16 protein-coding genes and 2 pseudogenes are annotated in these 15,694 nt (G+C 58.9%); 6 read left to right on the plus strand and 12 right to left on the minus strand.

The genetic code is table 11. The features are described 5' to 3' along the window. Nucleotides 1–10: 10 nt before the first annotated feature. The 3 genes from NLM27_RS41555 to NLM27_RS41565 form a co-directional block, all read right to left on the minus strand. Complete coding sequence (locus tag NLM27_RS41555; RefSeq protein ID WP_254149125.1) at nucleotides 11–322, minus strand: hypothetical protein; 312 nt, start codon at nucleotides 320–322, stop codon at nucleotides 11–13. After that, nucleotides 319–642 (minus strand): hypothetical protein, encoded by a 324-nt coding sequence (locus tag NLM27_RS41560; RefSeq protein ID WP_254149126.1) that lies wholly within the window; start codon nucleotides 640–642, stop codon nucleotides 319–321. Before NLM27_RS41560 ends, NLM27_RS41555 begins: the two co-directional genes overlap by 4 nt. Before the next feature lie 81 nt (nucleotides 643–723). After that, entirely contained in the window at nucleotides 724–1,176 is a 453-nt protein-coding gene (locus NLM27_RS41565; RefSeq protein WP_254149128.1) for an Hsp20 family protein, read from the minus strand. A gap of 881 nt (nucleotides 1,177–2,057) precedes the next feature. Between NLM27_RS41565 and NLM27_RS41575 the strand changes: the two are divergent. The 3 genes and pseudogenes from NLM27_RS41575 to NLM27_RS41585 all read left to right on the plus strand — a co-directional run bounded on the left by NLM27_RS41575 (nucleotide 2,058) and on the right by NLM27_RS41585 (nucleotide 3,802). Continuing rightward, a pseudogene (locus NLM27_RS41575) lies at nucleotides 2,058–2,473 on the plus strand (hypothetical protein). 8 nt (nucleotides 2,474–2,481) lie between these two features. Then, complete coding sequence (locus NLM27_RS41580; RefSeq protein WP_254149129.1) at nucleotides 2,482–2,748, plus strand: hypothetical protein; 267 nt, start codon at nucleotides 2,482–2,484, stop codon at nucleotides 2,746–2,748. A gap of 817 nt (nucleotides 2,749–3,565) precedes the next feature. Continuing rightward, a complete protein-coding gene (locus NLM27_RS41585; RefSeq protein ID WP_309144814.1) occupies nucleotides 3,566–3,802 on the plus strand; it encodes a hypothetical protein in 237 nt (78 codons plus the stop codon). Between the two features lie 51 nt (nucleotides 3,803–3,853). On the opposite strand, the gene NLM27_RS41590 is transcribed toward NLM27_RS41585, so the two are convergent. Together NLM27_RS41590 and NLM27_RS41595 are read right to left on the minus strand one after the other, a co-directional pair. Further along, nucleotides 3,854–4,198, minus strand: a complete 345-nt coding sequence (locus tag NLM27_RS41590; RefSeq protein ID WP_254149130.1) for a response regulator — start codon at nucleotides 4,196–4,198, stop codon at nucleotides 3,854–3,856. A gap of 238 nt (nucleotides 4,199–4,436) precedes the next feature. Beyond that, entirely contained in the window at nucleotides 4,437–5,429 is a 993-nt protein-coding gene (locus tag NLM27_RS41595) for an ABC transporter substrate-binding protein (protein WP_254149131.1), read from the minus strand. Between the two features lie 1,119 nt (nucleotides 5,430–6,548). On the opposite strand from NLM27_RS41595, the pseudogene NLM27_RS41605 reads away from it, so the two are divergent. Continuing rightward, nucleotides 6,549–7,426, plus strand: a pseudogene (locus NLM27_RS41605) (IS1182 family transposase); the annotation flags it as partial. A 248-nt stretch (nucleotides 7,427–7,674) separates the two neighbouring features. Continuing rightward, a complete protein-coding gene (locus NLM27_RS41610) occupies nucleotides 7,675–8,376 on the plus strand; it encodes a methyltransferase (RefSeq protein WP_254149133.1) in 702 nt (233 codons plus the stop codon). Here NLM27_RS41610 and NLM27_RS41615 read toward each other — a convergent pair. The 5 genes from NLM27_RS41615 to NLM27_RS41635 all read right to left on the minus strand — a co-directional run bounded on the left by NLM27_RS41615 (nucleotide 8,373) and on the right by NLM27_RS41635 (nucleotide 12,796). After that, a complete protein-coding gene (locus NLM27_RS41615) occupies nucleotides 8,373–9,029 on the minus strand; it encodes a methyltransferase domain-containing protein (RefSeq protein WP_254149134.1) in 657 nt (218 codons plus the stop codon). The genes NLM27_RS41610 and NLM27_RS41615 overlap by 4 nt on opposite strands. A 186-nt stretch (nucleotides 9,030–9,215) precedes the next feature. After that, complete coding sequence (locus NLM27_RS41620) at nucleotides 9,216–10,796, minus strand: recombinase family protein (protein WP_254149135.1); 1,581 nt, start codon at nucleotides 10,794–10,796, stop codon at nucleotides 9,216–9,218. A 43-nt stretch (nucleotides 10,797–10,839) separates the two neighbouring features. Next, the gene (locus NLM27_RS41625; protein ID WP_254149137.1) at nucleotides 10,840–11,058 is read right to left on the minus strand and encodes a hypothetical protein; all 219 of its coding nucleotides are present in this window, start codon (nucleotides 11,056–11,058) and stop codon (nucleotides 10,840–10,842) included. 191 nt (nucleotides 11,059–11,249) lie between these two features. Beyond that, entirely contained in the window at nucleotides 11,250–11,633 is a 384-nt protein-coding gene (locus NLM27_RS41630) for a hypothetical protein (RefSeq protein WP_254149138.1), read from the minus strand. A gap of 245 nt (nucleotides 11,634–11,878) precedes the next feature. Continuing rightward, nucleotides 11,879–12,796, minus strand: coding sequence for a DUF1236 domain-containing protein (locus NLM27_RS41635; protein WP_254149139.1), 918 nt, complete (start codon nucleotides 12,794–12,796; stop codon nucleotides 11,879–11,881). 350 nt (nucleotides 12,797–13,146) lie between these two features. Here NLM27_RS41635 and NLM27_RS41640 point away from each other — a divergent pair, with 350 nt between their 5' ends. Next, nucleotides 13,147–13,374 carry a hypothetical protein gene (locus NLM27_RS41640; protein ID WP_254149140.1) on the plus strand — a complete coding sequence of 76 codons (228 nt, stop codon included), beginning with the start codon at nucleotides 13,147–13,149 and terminating at the stop codon, nucleotides 13,372–13,374. A 253-nt stretch (nucleotides 13,375–13,627) separates the two neighbouring features. Here NLM27_RS41640 and NLM27_RS41645 read toward each other — a convergent pair whose 3' ends face one another. Next, on the minus strand, nucleotides 13,628–14,140 hold the full coding sequence (locus tag NLM27_RS41645) for a PRC-barrel domain-containing protein (protein ID WP_254149141.1): 513 nt from the start codon (nucleotides 14,138–14,140) through the stop codon (nucleotides 13,628–13,630). Nucleotides 14,141–14,592: 452 nt separating this feature from the next. Beyond that, nucleotides 14,593–15,633 (minus strand): glycosyltransferase family 4 protein, encoded by a 1,041-nt coding sequence (locus NLM27_RS41650; RefSeq protein WP_254149142.1) that lies wholly within the window; start codon nucleotides 15,631–15,633, stop codon nucleotides 14,593–14,595. Between the last annotated feature and the right edge of the window lie 61 nt (nucleotides 15,634–15,694).

The following is a 15,694-nucleotide window of genomic DNA, read 5'->3' on the forward strand; positions in this document are numbered from 1 at the left end:
GAGCGAGCATTTAGAAGGTGCGGCCGGGGTTGCGTTTTCCAATACACGCAACAGCGAGCCTTGCGGGTGCGCCTCCTAAAAGAGCGTTCGGACGATAAAGTTCTGGGCCGACCTCGACGACCTCGACGAAATGATGGCTGACGTCGCTATTGAAGCCGATGAGGTCCCACTTCGCGCCGGCGCTTTGGCAAGCAACGCCCATGAAGCGCGCCGGCTGCCACTCGGGATGTTTCGTGCTGGAGCGCACAAGCACCCAATAGAAGCGGCCTCGAATCAACTGTGTGAGGTCAGTCATGGAATAAGATGCAGATCCCTCGCTCACGCTGCCGCGCGACGCTCGACTGAGCGCAGACGCATGGGCTTGCCGCCCGTCGGAGTGCGCGGACCGTTCCCGTCAAGCGCTCGTAGCGCCTCCAGAATTTCATCGATATGAACAGGCGTGTTTGGTCCGTGCGGTGCGCGTAACGCTGGACAGGACGCGACCGCCGATGCATCTGAGGCCCAAGACGCAAGGATGGCGCGCTTCTCGGCCAGACTCAAATTCGGGTCAGCGACGACGTCGCGCGGATGCGAGAACACTGTGCCGGGGTGAAGAAGAGCATTGAAATCGAAGACGTTGTCGTGTGCGGGCGTCGTCCGCATGGCTAACCTCCCATCATAAGACGCATTAAAGTGGCCGCGCGGGAGAACCCGCGCGGCGGTGATCGGAACGAAGCTGCGGGTTCAGGCGGCCTTGCCCTCGATCTGCTTGACCTGCCCGGCGCTTGCGCCCGCGATGGCGATGCGCCGCGGCTTCATGGCCTCGGGAATCTCGCGTTGAAGCTCGACGACCAATAGACCGTTCTCGAAGTGCGCGCCCTTGACCTCGACGTGGTCAGCCAGGGTGAACTGCCGCTTGAACGAGCGGGTCGACATTCCGCGATGCACAAAGGTCTTCTCGTCCTTCTCGGCCTTATGACCTTCCAACGTAAGCACATTCTGGGCCGCTGTAAGGGCCACCTCGTCCGGTGAGAATCCGGCGAGCGCTACCGAGATCTGGAAGCGGTTCTCGTCGAGCCGCTCGATGTTATAGGGGGGATAGGTCTCTTCGGCGGCCCGCTGGACCTCGTCAAGAACGTCAAACAGGTGGTCGAATCCAATGGTCGACCTCCACAGGGGAGTCCAATCATACCTCATAGCCAAATCCTCCAATGAGCAAGTTGGGTACGAGCTGGCACCGGACACCTTCCGGCGCCCGCCTTGAGTTCGGGGCCCCGAAGGCGCCCCGGCCACCATGACGGTGGCGACCAAAAAATCTGCAACGGGCAAAAAAGTTTCAAGAGGGTGACAAGAATTTTTAGCGCCCAGCAGCGGAGCACTGCGATCCGAAATATCCCAGATCGCGCGTGACGCGCGCCTGAAGCCCGGTGGTCTCTGCTCTGAAAATCCCGGTCATTTGTCCTCCCTCTATCGCCAGCGTGCAAACCACGCTCCGAGTAGGAACGCGAGACCAAGCGAGCGCAAAGGCGCCTTCACGGTCATCTCACGCAGCTGATCCGCCCAGCGCATCGCAGAATCGAACGCGGGCGAACCCTCTGGTTGACGACTTCCTCTTGTTTCAGCCCCGGGATCCGGCCTCCGGCCGGAAGTCTGCTCGACGCCGCCCTGCTCGTTCGTCAGCCCGGGCTTCCGTCATTGCCGAGGCTTCCCTCATGTCCATGGCGTCCTCCTATCGCCCGCCCCGGAGCAATGCTCCCTTCCACTTGGTTGCTACGTTCCGGAACGTCCTAGACTAGACCGACTTCCGGCGATCTCCCGCCCGGGGCTTCTTCGCTGATCCGTCTTTCGCCGGCTTCTTGCCCGCGACAGGCATCAACATCTCTTTTTGACCGCTGGCGGACTTCTTCGGCTTCTTCTCGGATTTGGCTGCTGGACGGCGGGCATCTGCTGTTAGTCCACACGGTGCTTGGCGCGGACGGGCTCAGTAACGCGCTTGACCGAGGTGAGGTGTGCGATCTCGACTGCACCTCAAAACCTAGCGGCTTGCCTCTCGGGCCTCCTCGCGGAATCTATTCGCCATGGGCACCAAGTCACGAGAGGTCATTTGGGGCCGTCGGATCATGGGGGCAAAGATCCACGCTCAGGGGCCCGGGAACGTGCCGAGCAGGCCATTCGCGAGGCAGATCGGGGGGAGGCGGACGCCTGGTCAGTCCGAATGGAGGGCTACGGCGGCCCTGCCCAACCCTCCCCGACAATCGGTCAGTGCCTCAACGGCGGGCTTGCCTGGCTGGAGGTGGAGTGCGCCCGATGCAAGACACGCGCGAGCCTGCCACTTGATGCCATCCGCCGCTCTAGGGATACGCCGCTCTGGAAGCTGGAAGCGTCGCTTAAGTGCCGCTCGCCCCGCTATGCGCCGCCCGCTCGAATGATCAAGCTAACGGAGACAAGGCAAGTCACGCCCTATAAATGGGTCCATCCTACCGAAGAGCGATAGATTGACGCATGACCAAGTATGCCGCCGAACGCCCCTTTGCCGACCCAGAATCTGCCGCTCGCAAACTGATCGAACTCGCGCAGAGCATTGAATCCGTCCAGGACGGTCGCATTCACATCGAAAAGCTCAACGCGCCGTTTCTCTACAAGCTCAACGCCACCGGTGCGGAGTTCGGCGCCGGGATCCGATATGCGGTTGAGCATGGCTGGCTCGATGTGCACGAGAGCGGGACCTACGTGCGGCTGCTGGAAGGCAAAGACTTGCTGAGGGAGTAGACCAATCGGCCCCAGCCTGGAGGTTTTCGGGATCGAAACGAGCTGGGACCGAGGGGTCTGCCAATGTCTGGTTCGGCAAATGCCGTATCATCAACGTAGCATCCGCCTCGTCAATGGTGAGACCGAGATTTAGTGGCAACTGGTCCGCGAACGGATAGGGGGTCGTTGTTCCGCCAAGGGGAAATCGGCGTCGCAAACGAGCGGAAAGCAAGGGACAGAGCACGTCAGCTCGTTGCCGGCACGCAGTAGAGTTCTGGGGGGCCGGTCAAGATCGCAAGGTTCGAGCCCGGAGAGCCCCAAGTCCACCAAGTGAGCAGGCCTGACTTCAAATCCAGACTTCTTCGCTACATGGCGAGCATCGATATATTAGGATCGACCTCTCCCTTTTGACGTCGAGCAAAGACGTTATAAAGCGGGCGGACATCTGACACTTAGGACATGGTGGCCCCGGCTGAGGCGCGCGGGCCTCTGCTTCCCTTTGCCCTGTCACGAGCCATCCTCAAAAATCGCGAGATCACAAATCGAAGGTTCCTAAGTATCTAAGTGCACAGTATTTCCCGGGCAGAAGCTCGATATTTCCGAAGCGAGCGCGATTCGCTTCGCCGAAACGGCCTCAGCAACCGGAGCCAGCCCCGGACTTGGGGCTGTTTTGCTATGGGCGGCAAAAAACGCCGCCCGCTAAAATGTGGCGGGCGGCGGCCTGCACCCCGGGGAGACCAAAACCCGGGCACTTAATCCGTCTGCATTCGGCGTCCCGAGGTTCAATGCGCGGGAGCGGGACTCGCATTGTTGGTCCGAAAAACTATCTGCACCACGCATGGGTATAGCTTATGAACTTTGCCTGGCCACCGCCGCCAAGCAAATCGGACCTGACTGGATCCACGAAGTAAAGCACGATGGCTACCGGATGCTGGTCATCCGGGAGAATGAACAAGTGCGCCTCCTCTCTCGCAACGGAACCGACTGGACGAAGCGGTATCCCTGGATTGCCGAGGCGCCGAAGAACCGGCAAAAGCGTTTTGTTATCGATGGCGAGGCCGTGATCCTTGAATAGCCGAGGCCGCTGAAGGAGCTGTCGCGGCGCACTGGAGACCAGCTGCCAGCACTAACATACTCCTGTCGTTTGCTGCATCACGCGAGCCAATTCCTGTTTGTCGAACGGTTTCCTAATCATGGGATAGGCGTCCAGTCTTCGCTCTCGGCCGGACAGCTGTAGAATCTTCAGCTCTGGGCGAAGACGCGTTGCCCGCTCAGCCAGTTCATGGCCGTCCATGGCGGGCATATTGATGTCGGTGATCAGGATCGAAATCGCATTCTGCTCGACAAGCATATCCAAAGCTTCCGCACCACTGCTTGCAGTCAGCACCTCGCAGCCCAGATCCTCAAGCATACTTGCGATGACCTCAAGGACGTTGGGATCATCATCTACAACCAGAACAGTATGCGTCATGGCAATACCTCTCTAGAAAAACGCTCATAGTTTCCGGACGTTCCGGCGCAATGGCAGTCCAACGTTTGCCTCAGGAAGCGTGCACTTCTCGACAGTCGCTGTGCGCATCGTACGAAACAACGAAGAGCGAGACATGGGATTGGAGGCTGCGTCGCCGTTTACGCTGTGCCCAACGCAGATCGCTTACGTAAAAACCCAGCCGCTATGAGCCCTGCATCTTTCGACTTTTGCAACATCCTCATTCGATCACTTCGTCGGCCCTTGCAAGTAGCTGCTCAGAGAACACTACTCCGATTTCCTTTCCAGCCGCACGATTGATGACGAGCTCGAACTTTGTCGGCTGGTAAAACGGAAGGTCAGCCGGTTTTGAGCCCTTAAGCACTTGATCAATGGCACCGGCGGCACGGCGAAAAATCTCAACCAGATCGATCCCATAAGCTACCAGCCCACCGGCTTCGACAAACGAACGAAATGGGTAAATGGTCGGCAATCGGGACTTCGCCGCCAGCTCGACGACTAGTTGTCGCTTTGTAATGTGCTCCGGACTACCGTCGACGAAGAGAGCATCGGTACCGGTCACCGACATTGCGGCAAAGAGACGCCGGTATTCTTCCTCACTCCCATTATCTACATAAGAGGAGCCCACAACCGTGATACCCGCCTTATCAGCCGCGTCCCGCATTGCGGCTGCCTCCGGATTTGCTCTTGTAGCTAAAATACCGAGCTTTGATATCTTAGGAGCAACCTCCCTCAGAAGCTCGATGCGTTTTGCCCAAAGCTCTAAGCCGGGATCGACGGTAACGCCAGTAATGTTTCCGCCCGGCCGAGCGATGCTGGCTGCAATGCCGTGACCTACTGGGTCGCTGGTCATGGCAACAATGGGGACTATTGACGTTGCGTGCTTCATGGCAAGGACCAGAGAAACGCTAATCGCAAAAACAACGTCTGGATTACGAGCTGCGGCGTCGCTTGCGAGCTTAGGATAGCCATCAACGCGACCTTCTCCTGAGAAGCGTTCGATAACAAGATTGCTCCCTTCGACATATCCGAGTCGGCGAAGTTCCCTGAAGAACTCTCTGTAGTAACGAATGCGGCTAAGTTCGTTCAGCTCTGTTACGGGGTGCGATGGATGCAATATCGCCATCCGGTGCACTTTACTCGATTGCGCGTGCGCGGCAGCAGGCAGCATGGATGCTGCACCAATGAACGCAATGAAATCGCGTCGTCGCATGTGTCCCTCCCGATGACAGGGCTGCACTGGGATAATGTAGCAGATTCCAGACTGGATGTCGCTTTGGGTCCCTTAGCTGACCTCCACGCCCCTGAAGAGAGCGGACGGAAGACCGGGTTTATCGGGACACACGGACCTTGATTTAGATCAAACAGCTTCTCGAACCGAGTAGTTGCCTACGTTGAGCTGCACCGGTGGAGCAGGCAATGGCCAGTCATCGACCTACGTGGATGATGCATCTATTGGCTTGGGCAATAGCCGCTATTGGTCTCCTCACGATCCTTTCGATGGCGCTAGGGCCGCCTTGACGGGAGTGAACGCCTCGCGACGGACGCACATTGTGCGGCGCCGTATTTTCGAGCGCTCAGAAGTGATCGGGCCGTATCAAAAGATGTGGAACCAGCCCGGAGCGGGGTGTATTATCCCCACATCGCCGAGCGGTGCTGGGTATCTATCGGTGATGAGAACGCACGTTGCGCTCCCGCCTTCCTCAAGGGAAAAGGAGCAGCGCATGCAAAAGCGTCGCCGTTTCAAGAACATCACAACCCTCGAAGAAAGGCTTGTTGCTTTTGCCGAAGAGGCTAAAGCGCGAGCACGAGGCCTCCCGCCCGGAGCAGAGAAAGACGCTGCGGAACGCAAGGCGCACGAGGCCGATGTGGCAGCCCATATCGATGGGTGGATCAGGTCGCCTGGATTGAGACCGCCGACGTAGAACGGTGATGCTTACATCAGTCCGGGCGGACCCGATGTCGCCAGCATCGGATATCAAGGAGCGCATCGCTGCTCGCCAGCGACTTGCATCGTTTGAGCAGGAGCTGATCGCTCGATCTCGTGATTTGGTGGCTGCTTCGAAGGCCCTTCTGGCAGAGCCTTGCCCTACGACCTTTCTTGGTCCGAGGACGCATTTTCCGTGGCCAAAGGATACTCTTCCCTAAAGGGAGTGAACTGGCGAGTCTGCTTCTGGGCCCTAAGCAGATAGCGAGCCGCTTATCGCCACGTCAGCTGTTCGCGTTAAACCGGACGCCGGGTGGTTTTGCCTCGACTGCCGCAAGTGACCCTGGCTGTGTGAAAACGCGGCTGTTTTGCTATGATTCTCTCGTGATTCTGCGGGGGAAGCTGATGAGGCGCTTCGTTGAGCAGGCCGATCGGGGGCAATGGACTTTATTGCCCGAATGCCTCGATGATTTCATTGACGAGAACAACTCCGTTCGGGTGATCGACGTGTTTGTCGATGCGCTCGATTTGACTGAGATGGGCTTTGAGGGAGCGGAGCCGGCCGCAACGGGTCGGCCATCGTATCACCCCTCGGTTCTCCTGAAGCTCTACATTTACGGCTATCTGAACCGGGTGCAATCGAGCCGACGGCTCGAACGGGAAGCTGGGCGCAATGTTGAGGTGATGTGGCTATTGGGGCGGCTCGCTCCGGATCACAAGACGATTGCCGACTTCCGCAAGGACAGCGGCCTGGCACTTCGCAAGGTATGTGCGCGCTTCGTTGAACTCTGCCGAGAGATGGGTTTACTGGCGACAGCGAGCGTTGCGATCGATGGCAGCAAGTTCAAAGCCGTGAACAACCGCGACAAGAACTTCACGCGGGCGAAGGTAGAACGGCGGCGTGCTCAACTGGAGGAGAGCGTCGGGCGCTATCTGAGCCAACTTGACACGGCCGACCGGCAAGAGCCGACGGAGGCACTGACCATGAAGGCGGCGAGGCTTACCGAGAAATTGACAAAGCTGAAGGAGGAAAGGGGAAGCTTGCCGCTTACGAGAAGCAGATGCTTGCTTCGCCTGATCAGCAAATCTCATTGACTGATCCCGACAGCCGTTCGATGGCGACGAGCGGGCGCGGTTCAGGCGTCGTTGGCTACAACGTGCAGGTCGCGGTAGATACCGAGCACCATTTGATCGTGACGCATGAAGTGACGAACAGCGGCTCGGATCGGGCTCAACTGGCCAATGTGGCCAGGCAGGCCAAGGCTGTTTTAAAGACCGAGTCATCGGGCAATACTTGCCACCCGATCAAATGGAAAGTTGGGGCTGGCGGATCCCCTTCGTTTTCGCCCGCGAGCGCGAAGCTACTTCTGGCAGCGCCGGTGGCGAGTTCAAACGTCTTGAGCCAAGCTCCCTTGATATCGGTCGGACCGCCGAAGGTCGATTGCGAAGTCGTCACCATTGGGTTGACATAAGGAGGTCACGCTCGGAAACATAGCGCAACAAAATTCAAGTTGGGGAGCGACGGGAGCGGATGAGCATCCTTCACGCAATCGAGCATCGTTTTGTTCGACCTACCCTACGTCGGATTAGGCCTGCCAAACATATCACTCTGGGCGGGATCACCATCGAATATAAGAGCGAGCTCGATGGCGGGGGCATCGAGTTCGGGCAAGATTTCATCCCCTTCCTGCGCTCTCGGGGTATGCCGCGCCAGCCCCGCCTCTTTGAGTGGTGTGCCGGGCCGGCATTTATCGGCTTCTCAATGTTAGGCCATGGGCTCTGCGAGACCTTGTGTGTGGCCGACATAAACCCAGCTGCCGTCGCTCGCTGTAGGAACACCGTACGGCTGAACAAGCTGGAGAACCGGGTTTCCGTTTACGAATCCAACAACCTGCGAAGCATCTCAAAGACCGAGCGCTGGAATTTGGTGGTCAGCAACCCGCCCCACTTCATCGATCAATACGAAGGAGACATCCGCGCTCACGATCCTGATTGGGCCATACACAGAGAGTTCTTCAATACAATCGATCCACACCTAGCCGATGGCGGTGTGATCGTTCTCCAGGAGAACAATCGCGGTTCGACAGTTGCTACCTTCCGCGAGATGATCGATGCAGCGGGCCTCGAGATCGCATTCACTCATGGCGACCACACAGACCTAACAAAAGAGAGCGTCTTCTATTTCATTGGCATCGTGAAGAAAGGCGCGGACGTCCCCGGCTGGGCTCGCTAGCGTTGGACGAACCTAAATTGCTGCGTCCCATGCTCACTCGGATCCGGTCCTCGTTGAGCGAGCAGGTAACCATCGTGGGCCTCAACGAACGCAATCTCCGAAATCCAGCTCCGATCGTATCTCACCAACTTTTCCTTGGACACAAGTGATCGCCCGGGCCCGTTCTCGCTGAGATACGACATCTGAACCTCTCGCCTGGCTCCGTCGCTGATCGGGACACGATGCCACGCCATCGTTTTCGGTCGGACAGAGCAAAGGTCTCTGATGGTCTTAGAAGCGTCGGGAACGTATTGTATCGCTCCATTGGAGTGGATTAGATCGACGTTCCCAAGCCAATCGGCCGCCTCCTCAATCCCCTCGAAGAACATCAGCCTGTCAGTTGCGAGCTCCTTCGCGCGCCGGACCATCGCCGGCGTTTCAACCACCGCCCACCGAATGTCTGGGGATTGTTGGCGCGCGACCTTGTAGTGCAACCCCGCGCCCCCGCCGAAGTCGAGAACCGCTTTCAAACCCTGGACTAACGGCCAATCGCCGCTGGGCCTGTAGTTGATCGTTTTGAGGACGATCGTTTCGACGAGCTCGGGGTTCTCGTAACCTTCGACGACCTCCCGCGGCGGAAACAGCTTGCGCTTAACTTTCTGGACAAAGTTCATAACGGGTGGACCCGGCACACTTTTTGATAGGTGCTGAGCGTCTACCACAATTAGCAACATTTTGAAACAATGGCGGGATGCGCGCCCTGACAGGCTTCAACGGAGGCCGCTATTGTCGTGTAGCGCGTCCAGCGATCTGCTCAGGTGGTGGCTCGACTACCTGGACAAGCTCCACCGGCGGCTCTCTCATGTTAGCAGAGCCGCAACCTTCTCCATGGTGGCCCGCACGACGTCGTCCATTGTTGGGCAGCGATAGGCTGCGAACCGAGAGCGGGACGTCGCCGTGAGGCCGATTATGTGTTTGGCCATTTCGCTCAAGGGCAAGAGGAAGTAGTCAATGACATTCCTATTTGTCTCCGTATCCAATCTCAGCGCGAGAATAAGCCCCGCTGGCTCGACCCTCCGCCGATGAACCAACCAATTGGGTGCATGACGCCGCGCGGCATAGTAACGCGCCATGCGCAGCGAGATGGCGAGCTTGCCGGCAACCGTGATCACTGCTGTTTGCGCATCGAAGACTGCGGTAATGCCACGCGCCCTGATTTGAGTGACCAGAATTTCCGCCTGTCTCGATAGCTCGGCCTCAGCCTGCTTCTGCGCGTCGGCGTAGTCGTAACTCCGCTCGGCATCAACATAGCCGACATGGCGAAAAGCTTCCCTCAGGCTGCCGAATCGATATGCATAGAGCGCCGCGCTCGGCATGTTGTCCGAAGCAGCTATGATCGATGCGCTCAGCTTCCCATGCTTCGCGAACGTCACTCGCAACTTCTTCAACAGGTACTCATTCGACAATTTACCCTGATGCTCCTTCAACAACTCCTGAGCTTTGAGGAAAATACTCCTGTCGACGATCGGCTCATAAAGACCGGTCGTCCGAATCCACAGCTCTGGAGGATTACTCTTCCTTGCCTGCTTCAGCCGGACCGAGGTGCGGTTGTAGACACTATTACCGATGTAGGCTTCGTTGCTCAGAAGGTGGCGAACCATCGCCAATGACCACGCTGTTCCCCGATGGTTAGGTACTTGCTGATCGTTTAGCCAGCGAACGATAGCCCCTCGCGATCTGCGACGAACGACATACTCTCGAAATATCTGCGCGACGATGCGTTGCTCATTCTCCGGCCCAGGCTGGATCAGTACGCGGTCAGTCTGCAAATGTTTGCGCTGGCCCTTCTGCAACAATCCCTTCGCACATCGATTTTCATCAATGAGCTCCCGCTGAAGGCCGTATCCGACAGGCCCCCCCTGCTTGAAGCCCAAGCTGGCTACGCGGCAAGCCCCCGCGTGCACCTTCACCGAGAGCTCTCTGGAGTATTCGGCTGCCATCACTCGCTTGAGGTTCTTCACGATGCTCGCGATGACGCTCCCGTCGTTATCGAATTCCTCAGCGCAATAACACACCTTGATCCCCGCCTGACGGCAGGTGAATTCGTAGTAGGCGCTTTCATCGACGTCCTGGAACCTCCCCCATCGGCTCACGTCATAGACAAGGATGTGGTCGAAATCCGCTCGACCGCTGCGAACATCGTCAAGCAACTCAATCAGGCCGTCACGCCGGTGAATACTAAGGCCGCTCCGCCCTTCGTCTGCATAGGTGCGAACGATTGCAAGTCCATGTTGCGCGGCATAGACGGCAACGGCTGCAGCCTGGTTTTGCGTCGAATAGCGCTGATTCTCTGTCGACATTCGGACATATTGAGCTGCGCGCCCGGTGCCGGTGGGCAGCAACAGATCGGATCCAGGACGAATGATCAGGGCGTTGGCCATGCGCGCCTCCCCTACAAGTGCCGCTCCACTTCGTCTGGTGCGGTCACCAGAACAGTGAAAAGCCGTGCTTGCTCAGCCAGCCCAGCAAGGCTGAGCAGACGACGGAAAACAGGCCTCCCCACAGCCAAGAACGCCTGCGCGCGGCACTGATGGATCTCAGATACAGGAACGCGCCGAGCAGGGGTCCGTAGTTTCTCCTAAAGTCGCCATTGAGCTTAGCGATCTTGGACAGTTCATCAGAAGCTTCGACTTCATCCGCCATGCCGCTGGTCCTCTCATGGTAGAGCCAGCGTCTTATGAACCACTGTTTTGCCCGACGGGGCAAGTGAAATTTACGTTTTTTCGAAATTTAAAGCGCTGCAGCGCCCACTCCCGGCCACATCCATCACCAATGCGTCGGGGGGCAATGCGCCCTAACAGCATGCAGCCCACCATCATCGCGAATAAGGTGATCTAACGGGAGATCACAAGCAGGTTCCAGACGTACAAGTCCTTCAGAAAGCGGGTGCGGCGGTCAAGCGCATCCATTAGTGGAGCGGTTCGTTGTGTGATGCGTTCTGTAGCCGCAACGCCATCGAAATTGACACCGACTTTCCGCAGAAGCCTTCCTGCGAGCGTAAGCGGCACTTGTATCAACGCCGCGGTATTGTTTGCGAAAACGCCAATATGCATTTCGTGGTCTCGCACGGACAGGCCGGCATCACGGATGATGCTCTTCCAGCGCGCGGGCGATAGCCGCTGCAAATGCGGCTCTCCTGGACGGATGTAGCGGCCGGTTGCTCGAGCAATTTTGAGGTCTAGGCGCCATGCCAGCTCAAACAAGGTCCGTCCGGTCATCGATATGTGTCGAGAGCGGAGGTCTTAGCGTACGAGGTGCAATCGAGGCGCCGCAAGCTTGTCAGGCGGGATTCCAACCGGCGTGAACTTTGTATCGATTCGCTGAGCGCACTTACAGTTAGGGCAGATGAACAGATGGGCGATTGTCGGTTCTGGAGGGTCTCGCACTAGCTCCGACCGAAACCATCTCATGGTAATGCGGCAATTCGGACAGTCAGCAGCCTCGAGGTGCCCCGGTGCATTCTTTAGCCGTTCCATGCTGTATCCCCTGTTCGGGAAATAGTAGCAAGGGGCGCTGCCGAACGATCGCTGAAGTTGGTCTTGCGTTGTTCGGTGCGCACTGGCGCCGACGCCGTCGAGCGGCCGGAGTACGGCAGGACGGTCACGATCTTGTAGCTAGACGGCTCCACGATCACGATCTCGTCCTTCACCAAGACGAAGTTGTAGCCGCGATACTGCGGCACGATTTCGACGACCTCGGCCGGCAAAGGCTGCAGACGTACGTCGCGCGGCACGACCGTGCCCACCGACAGGGAGAAGCTCACGTTGGTGAGCGGCTGAACGTTCAGGTGCGAGATCGACGCACTGATGCGGGTTCGCTGCTGATCGTTTATGTTGACCGACGCCTTCACGTTGGTGTTCGACGAACGATCGGCCGTGTTCTGCTGATTGTTCGGCTGCTGGGCGGTGTTGGTTGAACCGCTACCCGTCGGCGACTGCGCCTGGTTGTTGCTCGATGCGGAAGGGTTGGCACTCTGCGTCTGGGTGTTCGTACTCGAAGGCGAACTGGACCGGGCCTGGCTGGAGGGCGTGGTCGTCTGGTTCGAGGGCTGAGTTGTCGGCGCCTGGTTGGTCGAGCTGTTCGAAGTCGGCGCCTGCGTGGTGTTGGTGCCGGTGCCGAAATTGGACGACTGGCCCGCAGCGGTCTGACCGGCCGAGGACGGAGACTGGGTCTGCGCCGTGTTAGCCGGAGGATTGGTCTGTGCAGTCGAACCGGACGACTGCGAAGACGACGAAGACGACGGCGTCGTTGCCGACGTGGTGTTTTGCTGCGGCTGCGTAGCCGACGGGTTGGAGCTCGAAGTGCTCGGAGAAGACTGTGCGAGAGCCGAAGTCGCAATTGCCACCGCAGCTGTCGTAGCCAAGAGTAAACGCTTGTTCATCTGAAACCTCCTAAAAAGCGGACGACGATCAACTTCGATGAGGCGCGCGGTTACAATATCGGGAAAATTCGGCAATTCATGGTGAGAAAGGCCAGCATTTCTTCCGGCGCGAACGAAAGCTCTTGCCGCCGTGGCGAAACGACACATGATCATCGATTGGCTTAGTTCGTCGGCGATCCCGTCTCAGCAGTCCCGCATCGCCCGCGCTGGAGGACAGATCGCTCCGGCCGTTAACCTTCTTCCTTCAAATGACGCGGCGTGGCCGCCTCTGTCGGGATAAAGTGGAACTTGGAGCGATCCTCCTCGTTTGTAGTGACTACATGCTAATGGTTTGTTTAGGAGGACACCACATGAAGAAGTTGATCGTCTGCGGCGCTCTGGCCGCTTTCGCTCTCGGCACCCAGGCCGTCAGCGCCGCCGAGTTCTACATCGTTCGCGATGCCACCACCAAGAAGTGCACCGTCGTCGACACCAAGCCGACGACGACCACCACGACGGTCGTGGGCGACGGCGTCTACAAGACCAAGGTCGAAGCCGAGTCCGCCGTGAAGACCACCAAGGTTTGCATGGAGCAGTAAGCACTCGCGGCGGCTCTACCCTGACAAGCGATCGGAGGACAAAATGCCTGTCTTGATTTTGTGGGCCGTGCCTGCCGTCCTGGTCGTCGGCGGCGTCGGCTATTTCCTGGTTCACATGCTCTGAGCGGATTGACGTCCGCCCGAACGGCCCGCCCGGTGCCGGGCGGGCCGTTCTGTCTTGCGGTCAGCCCGTCCAATGGAAACGAAAAGGGCCCCCACGACGGGAGGCCCTCAACGCCGGATGCTCGAGATGTCAGTTGTAGTCCGAATACTTGAACTGCGGGATCGCCTTCAGCTGCTCCTTGTTTCCGCTCATGACGGCGTGGTCGGGCACCCAATCGTTCGCGTTGCGGCTTGTGGCGTTGGTTGAAGCCGCGCCAGTGGTCGTGTCGCGCGAGGTGGTCGAAGACGCGCTGGAGCTCGTCCGGACGGGCTCCTCGACGAACTTCAGCTTGTCCATTGAGACGGCGATGTCGTGCTCGCCCATTCCCAGGAAGCCGCCGATGCCGATCACCACCGCGTTGATCTTGCCGCTCTTGTCCACAAGCAGTTCGTTGATGTCGCCGAGCTTCTCGTTGGCTTCGTTGTAGACGTTCAGGCCCATCAGCTTGGAGGCGCGCCAATTGCCCTTGAACGCCATCTTCGCTTCGGCCGGATGGGCGGTGGCAGCCGGCGCAGCGCGATCGGCCGGTTGAGTGGATTGCGCAAATGCAGCGCCGCCGATCAAGGCAGTGCTAAGCAGAGCGACGGCAAGAAAGCGTTTCATCGATATCTCCTCCAACGTGAGAGCCGCACCAAATTCTGTGCCGCTCCCAACGTTTCGGGATTGCCGCTTGTTCCCGCTCCGGGACGCCGACCCGCGGAAGGATTGAAATCTGCCGGGATCAGATCTTTATCGACGCTCTGTGGTTACGATCCGGACGGAAACGCCCTTACTCTCGGCGCGGAGGCACGCGTCCGACAAATGCGGCCAAACTTCTTTCGAGCAGTCTGCCGCTCCCGCCGCTGTGTCCCGGGCCTGCTGAATCTTCGGCTGCGGAGAAGACGCTTCGTCCGCGAGGGCGGGCGCCGCGAGTAGGACGAAAGCTGCTGTTGCGGAAACGATCGTTCTCATGCCGGGCTCCTGATGGCAACTCAACGGTGGGAGCCCGGGGCAGTTCCGACAGAGGTCAAAACCAGAAGCGCTTTTCGGATCCTTCCCGGCCATCGGCCGCGCGCTCACGCCCGGCGCCCTCCGCGAGCGATCAGCTCGCGGTACCGGTCCTCGTATTCCCTCGCCATCCGGCTCGCGAGGAAGCGCTCCTCGAAGCGGGCGCGAACCTTTCTTCTGTCCAGCCGGACGACTTCCTTGACCGCTTCGATCGCCTGCTCCTCGCCATCCACAATGAAGCCCGTGACCCCGTCCTCCACGACTTCCGGCACAGATCCAGAGCGGTAGGCGATCACGGGCGTACCGCACGCCATCGCCTCGATCATGACGAGACCAAACGGTTCCGGCCAGTCAATCGGAAATAGCAGAGCGGCGGCGCCGGCGAGGAAAGGCTGCTTCTTGACATCGTTCACCTCACCGACAAGCTGGATCTTGCCGCCGTCGACTTCGGGTTCGAGCTTCCTCTTGAAGTAGGCGGTCTCCGCGCGCGGTATCTTGGCCGCAATCCGTAGCGGCATCCGGGCAGCGCGCGCAATCCGTATGGCATCTTCCGGCCCTTTCTCCGCCGTGAGCCGCCCAAGAAAGGCAAGGTACGAACCATTTTCGAACGATGGCCGAAACAGATCCTTAGGCAGTCCGTGCGGAATGGTCGCGATCCAGTTTGCTGTCGGGAGCGAGCAACGCTGGTTGTCGGAGATGGAGACGAAGGGAGCTTCCGGAAAAGCGCCGAGCACGTCGGATAGGCCCGGAAGGTCCAGCCGGCCGTGCATGGTCGTCGGGAACGGCACTCCGGTTCGGCTCAGCACCGGCAGCGGCAACCAGTCGACATGGGAGTGGATCACGTCGAAGTCGCGCGCACGCTCGGCGATGGCCTCGATCAGCAGCGCGCAGGCGGCGTTCGGATCCACGCCCCTCCCCCCCAGGCGCAGCGCGCGCGGCCAAACAGGATGGAGCTTTGCCTTCGTTTTGGAGTCTCCGCTTGCGAACAGGGTGACGTCGTGTCCGAGCGCGACCAATTCGTCCACCAGCCAGGCGATCACTCGCTCGGTGCCGCCGTAAAGCTTGGGAGGCACGCTCTCGGCTAAAGGGGCAAGCTGCGCGATCCGCATCGAACTAGGTTCCGAAGATATTCCGCAAGCCGATTACGATGATCGCGGAGAAGAGAAACGA

The organism is Bradyrhizobium sp. CCGB12 (assembly GCF_024199845.1).
GTDB lineage: Bacteria > Pseudomonadota > Alphaproteobacteria > Rhizobiales > Xanthobacteraceae > Bradyrhizobium.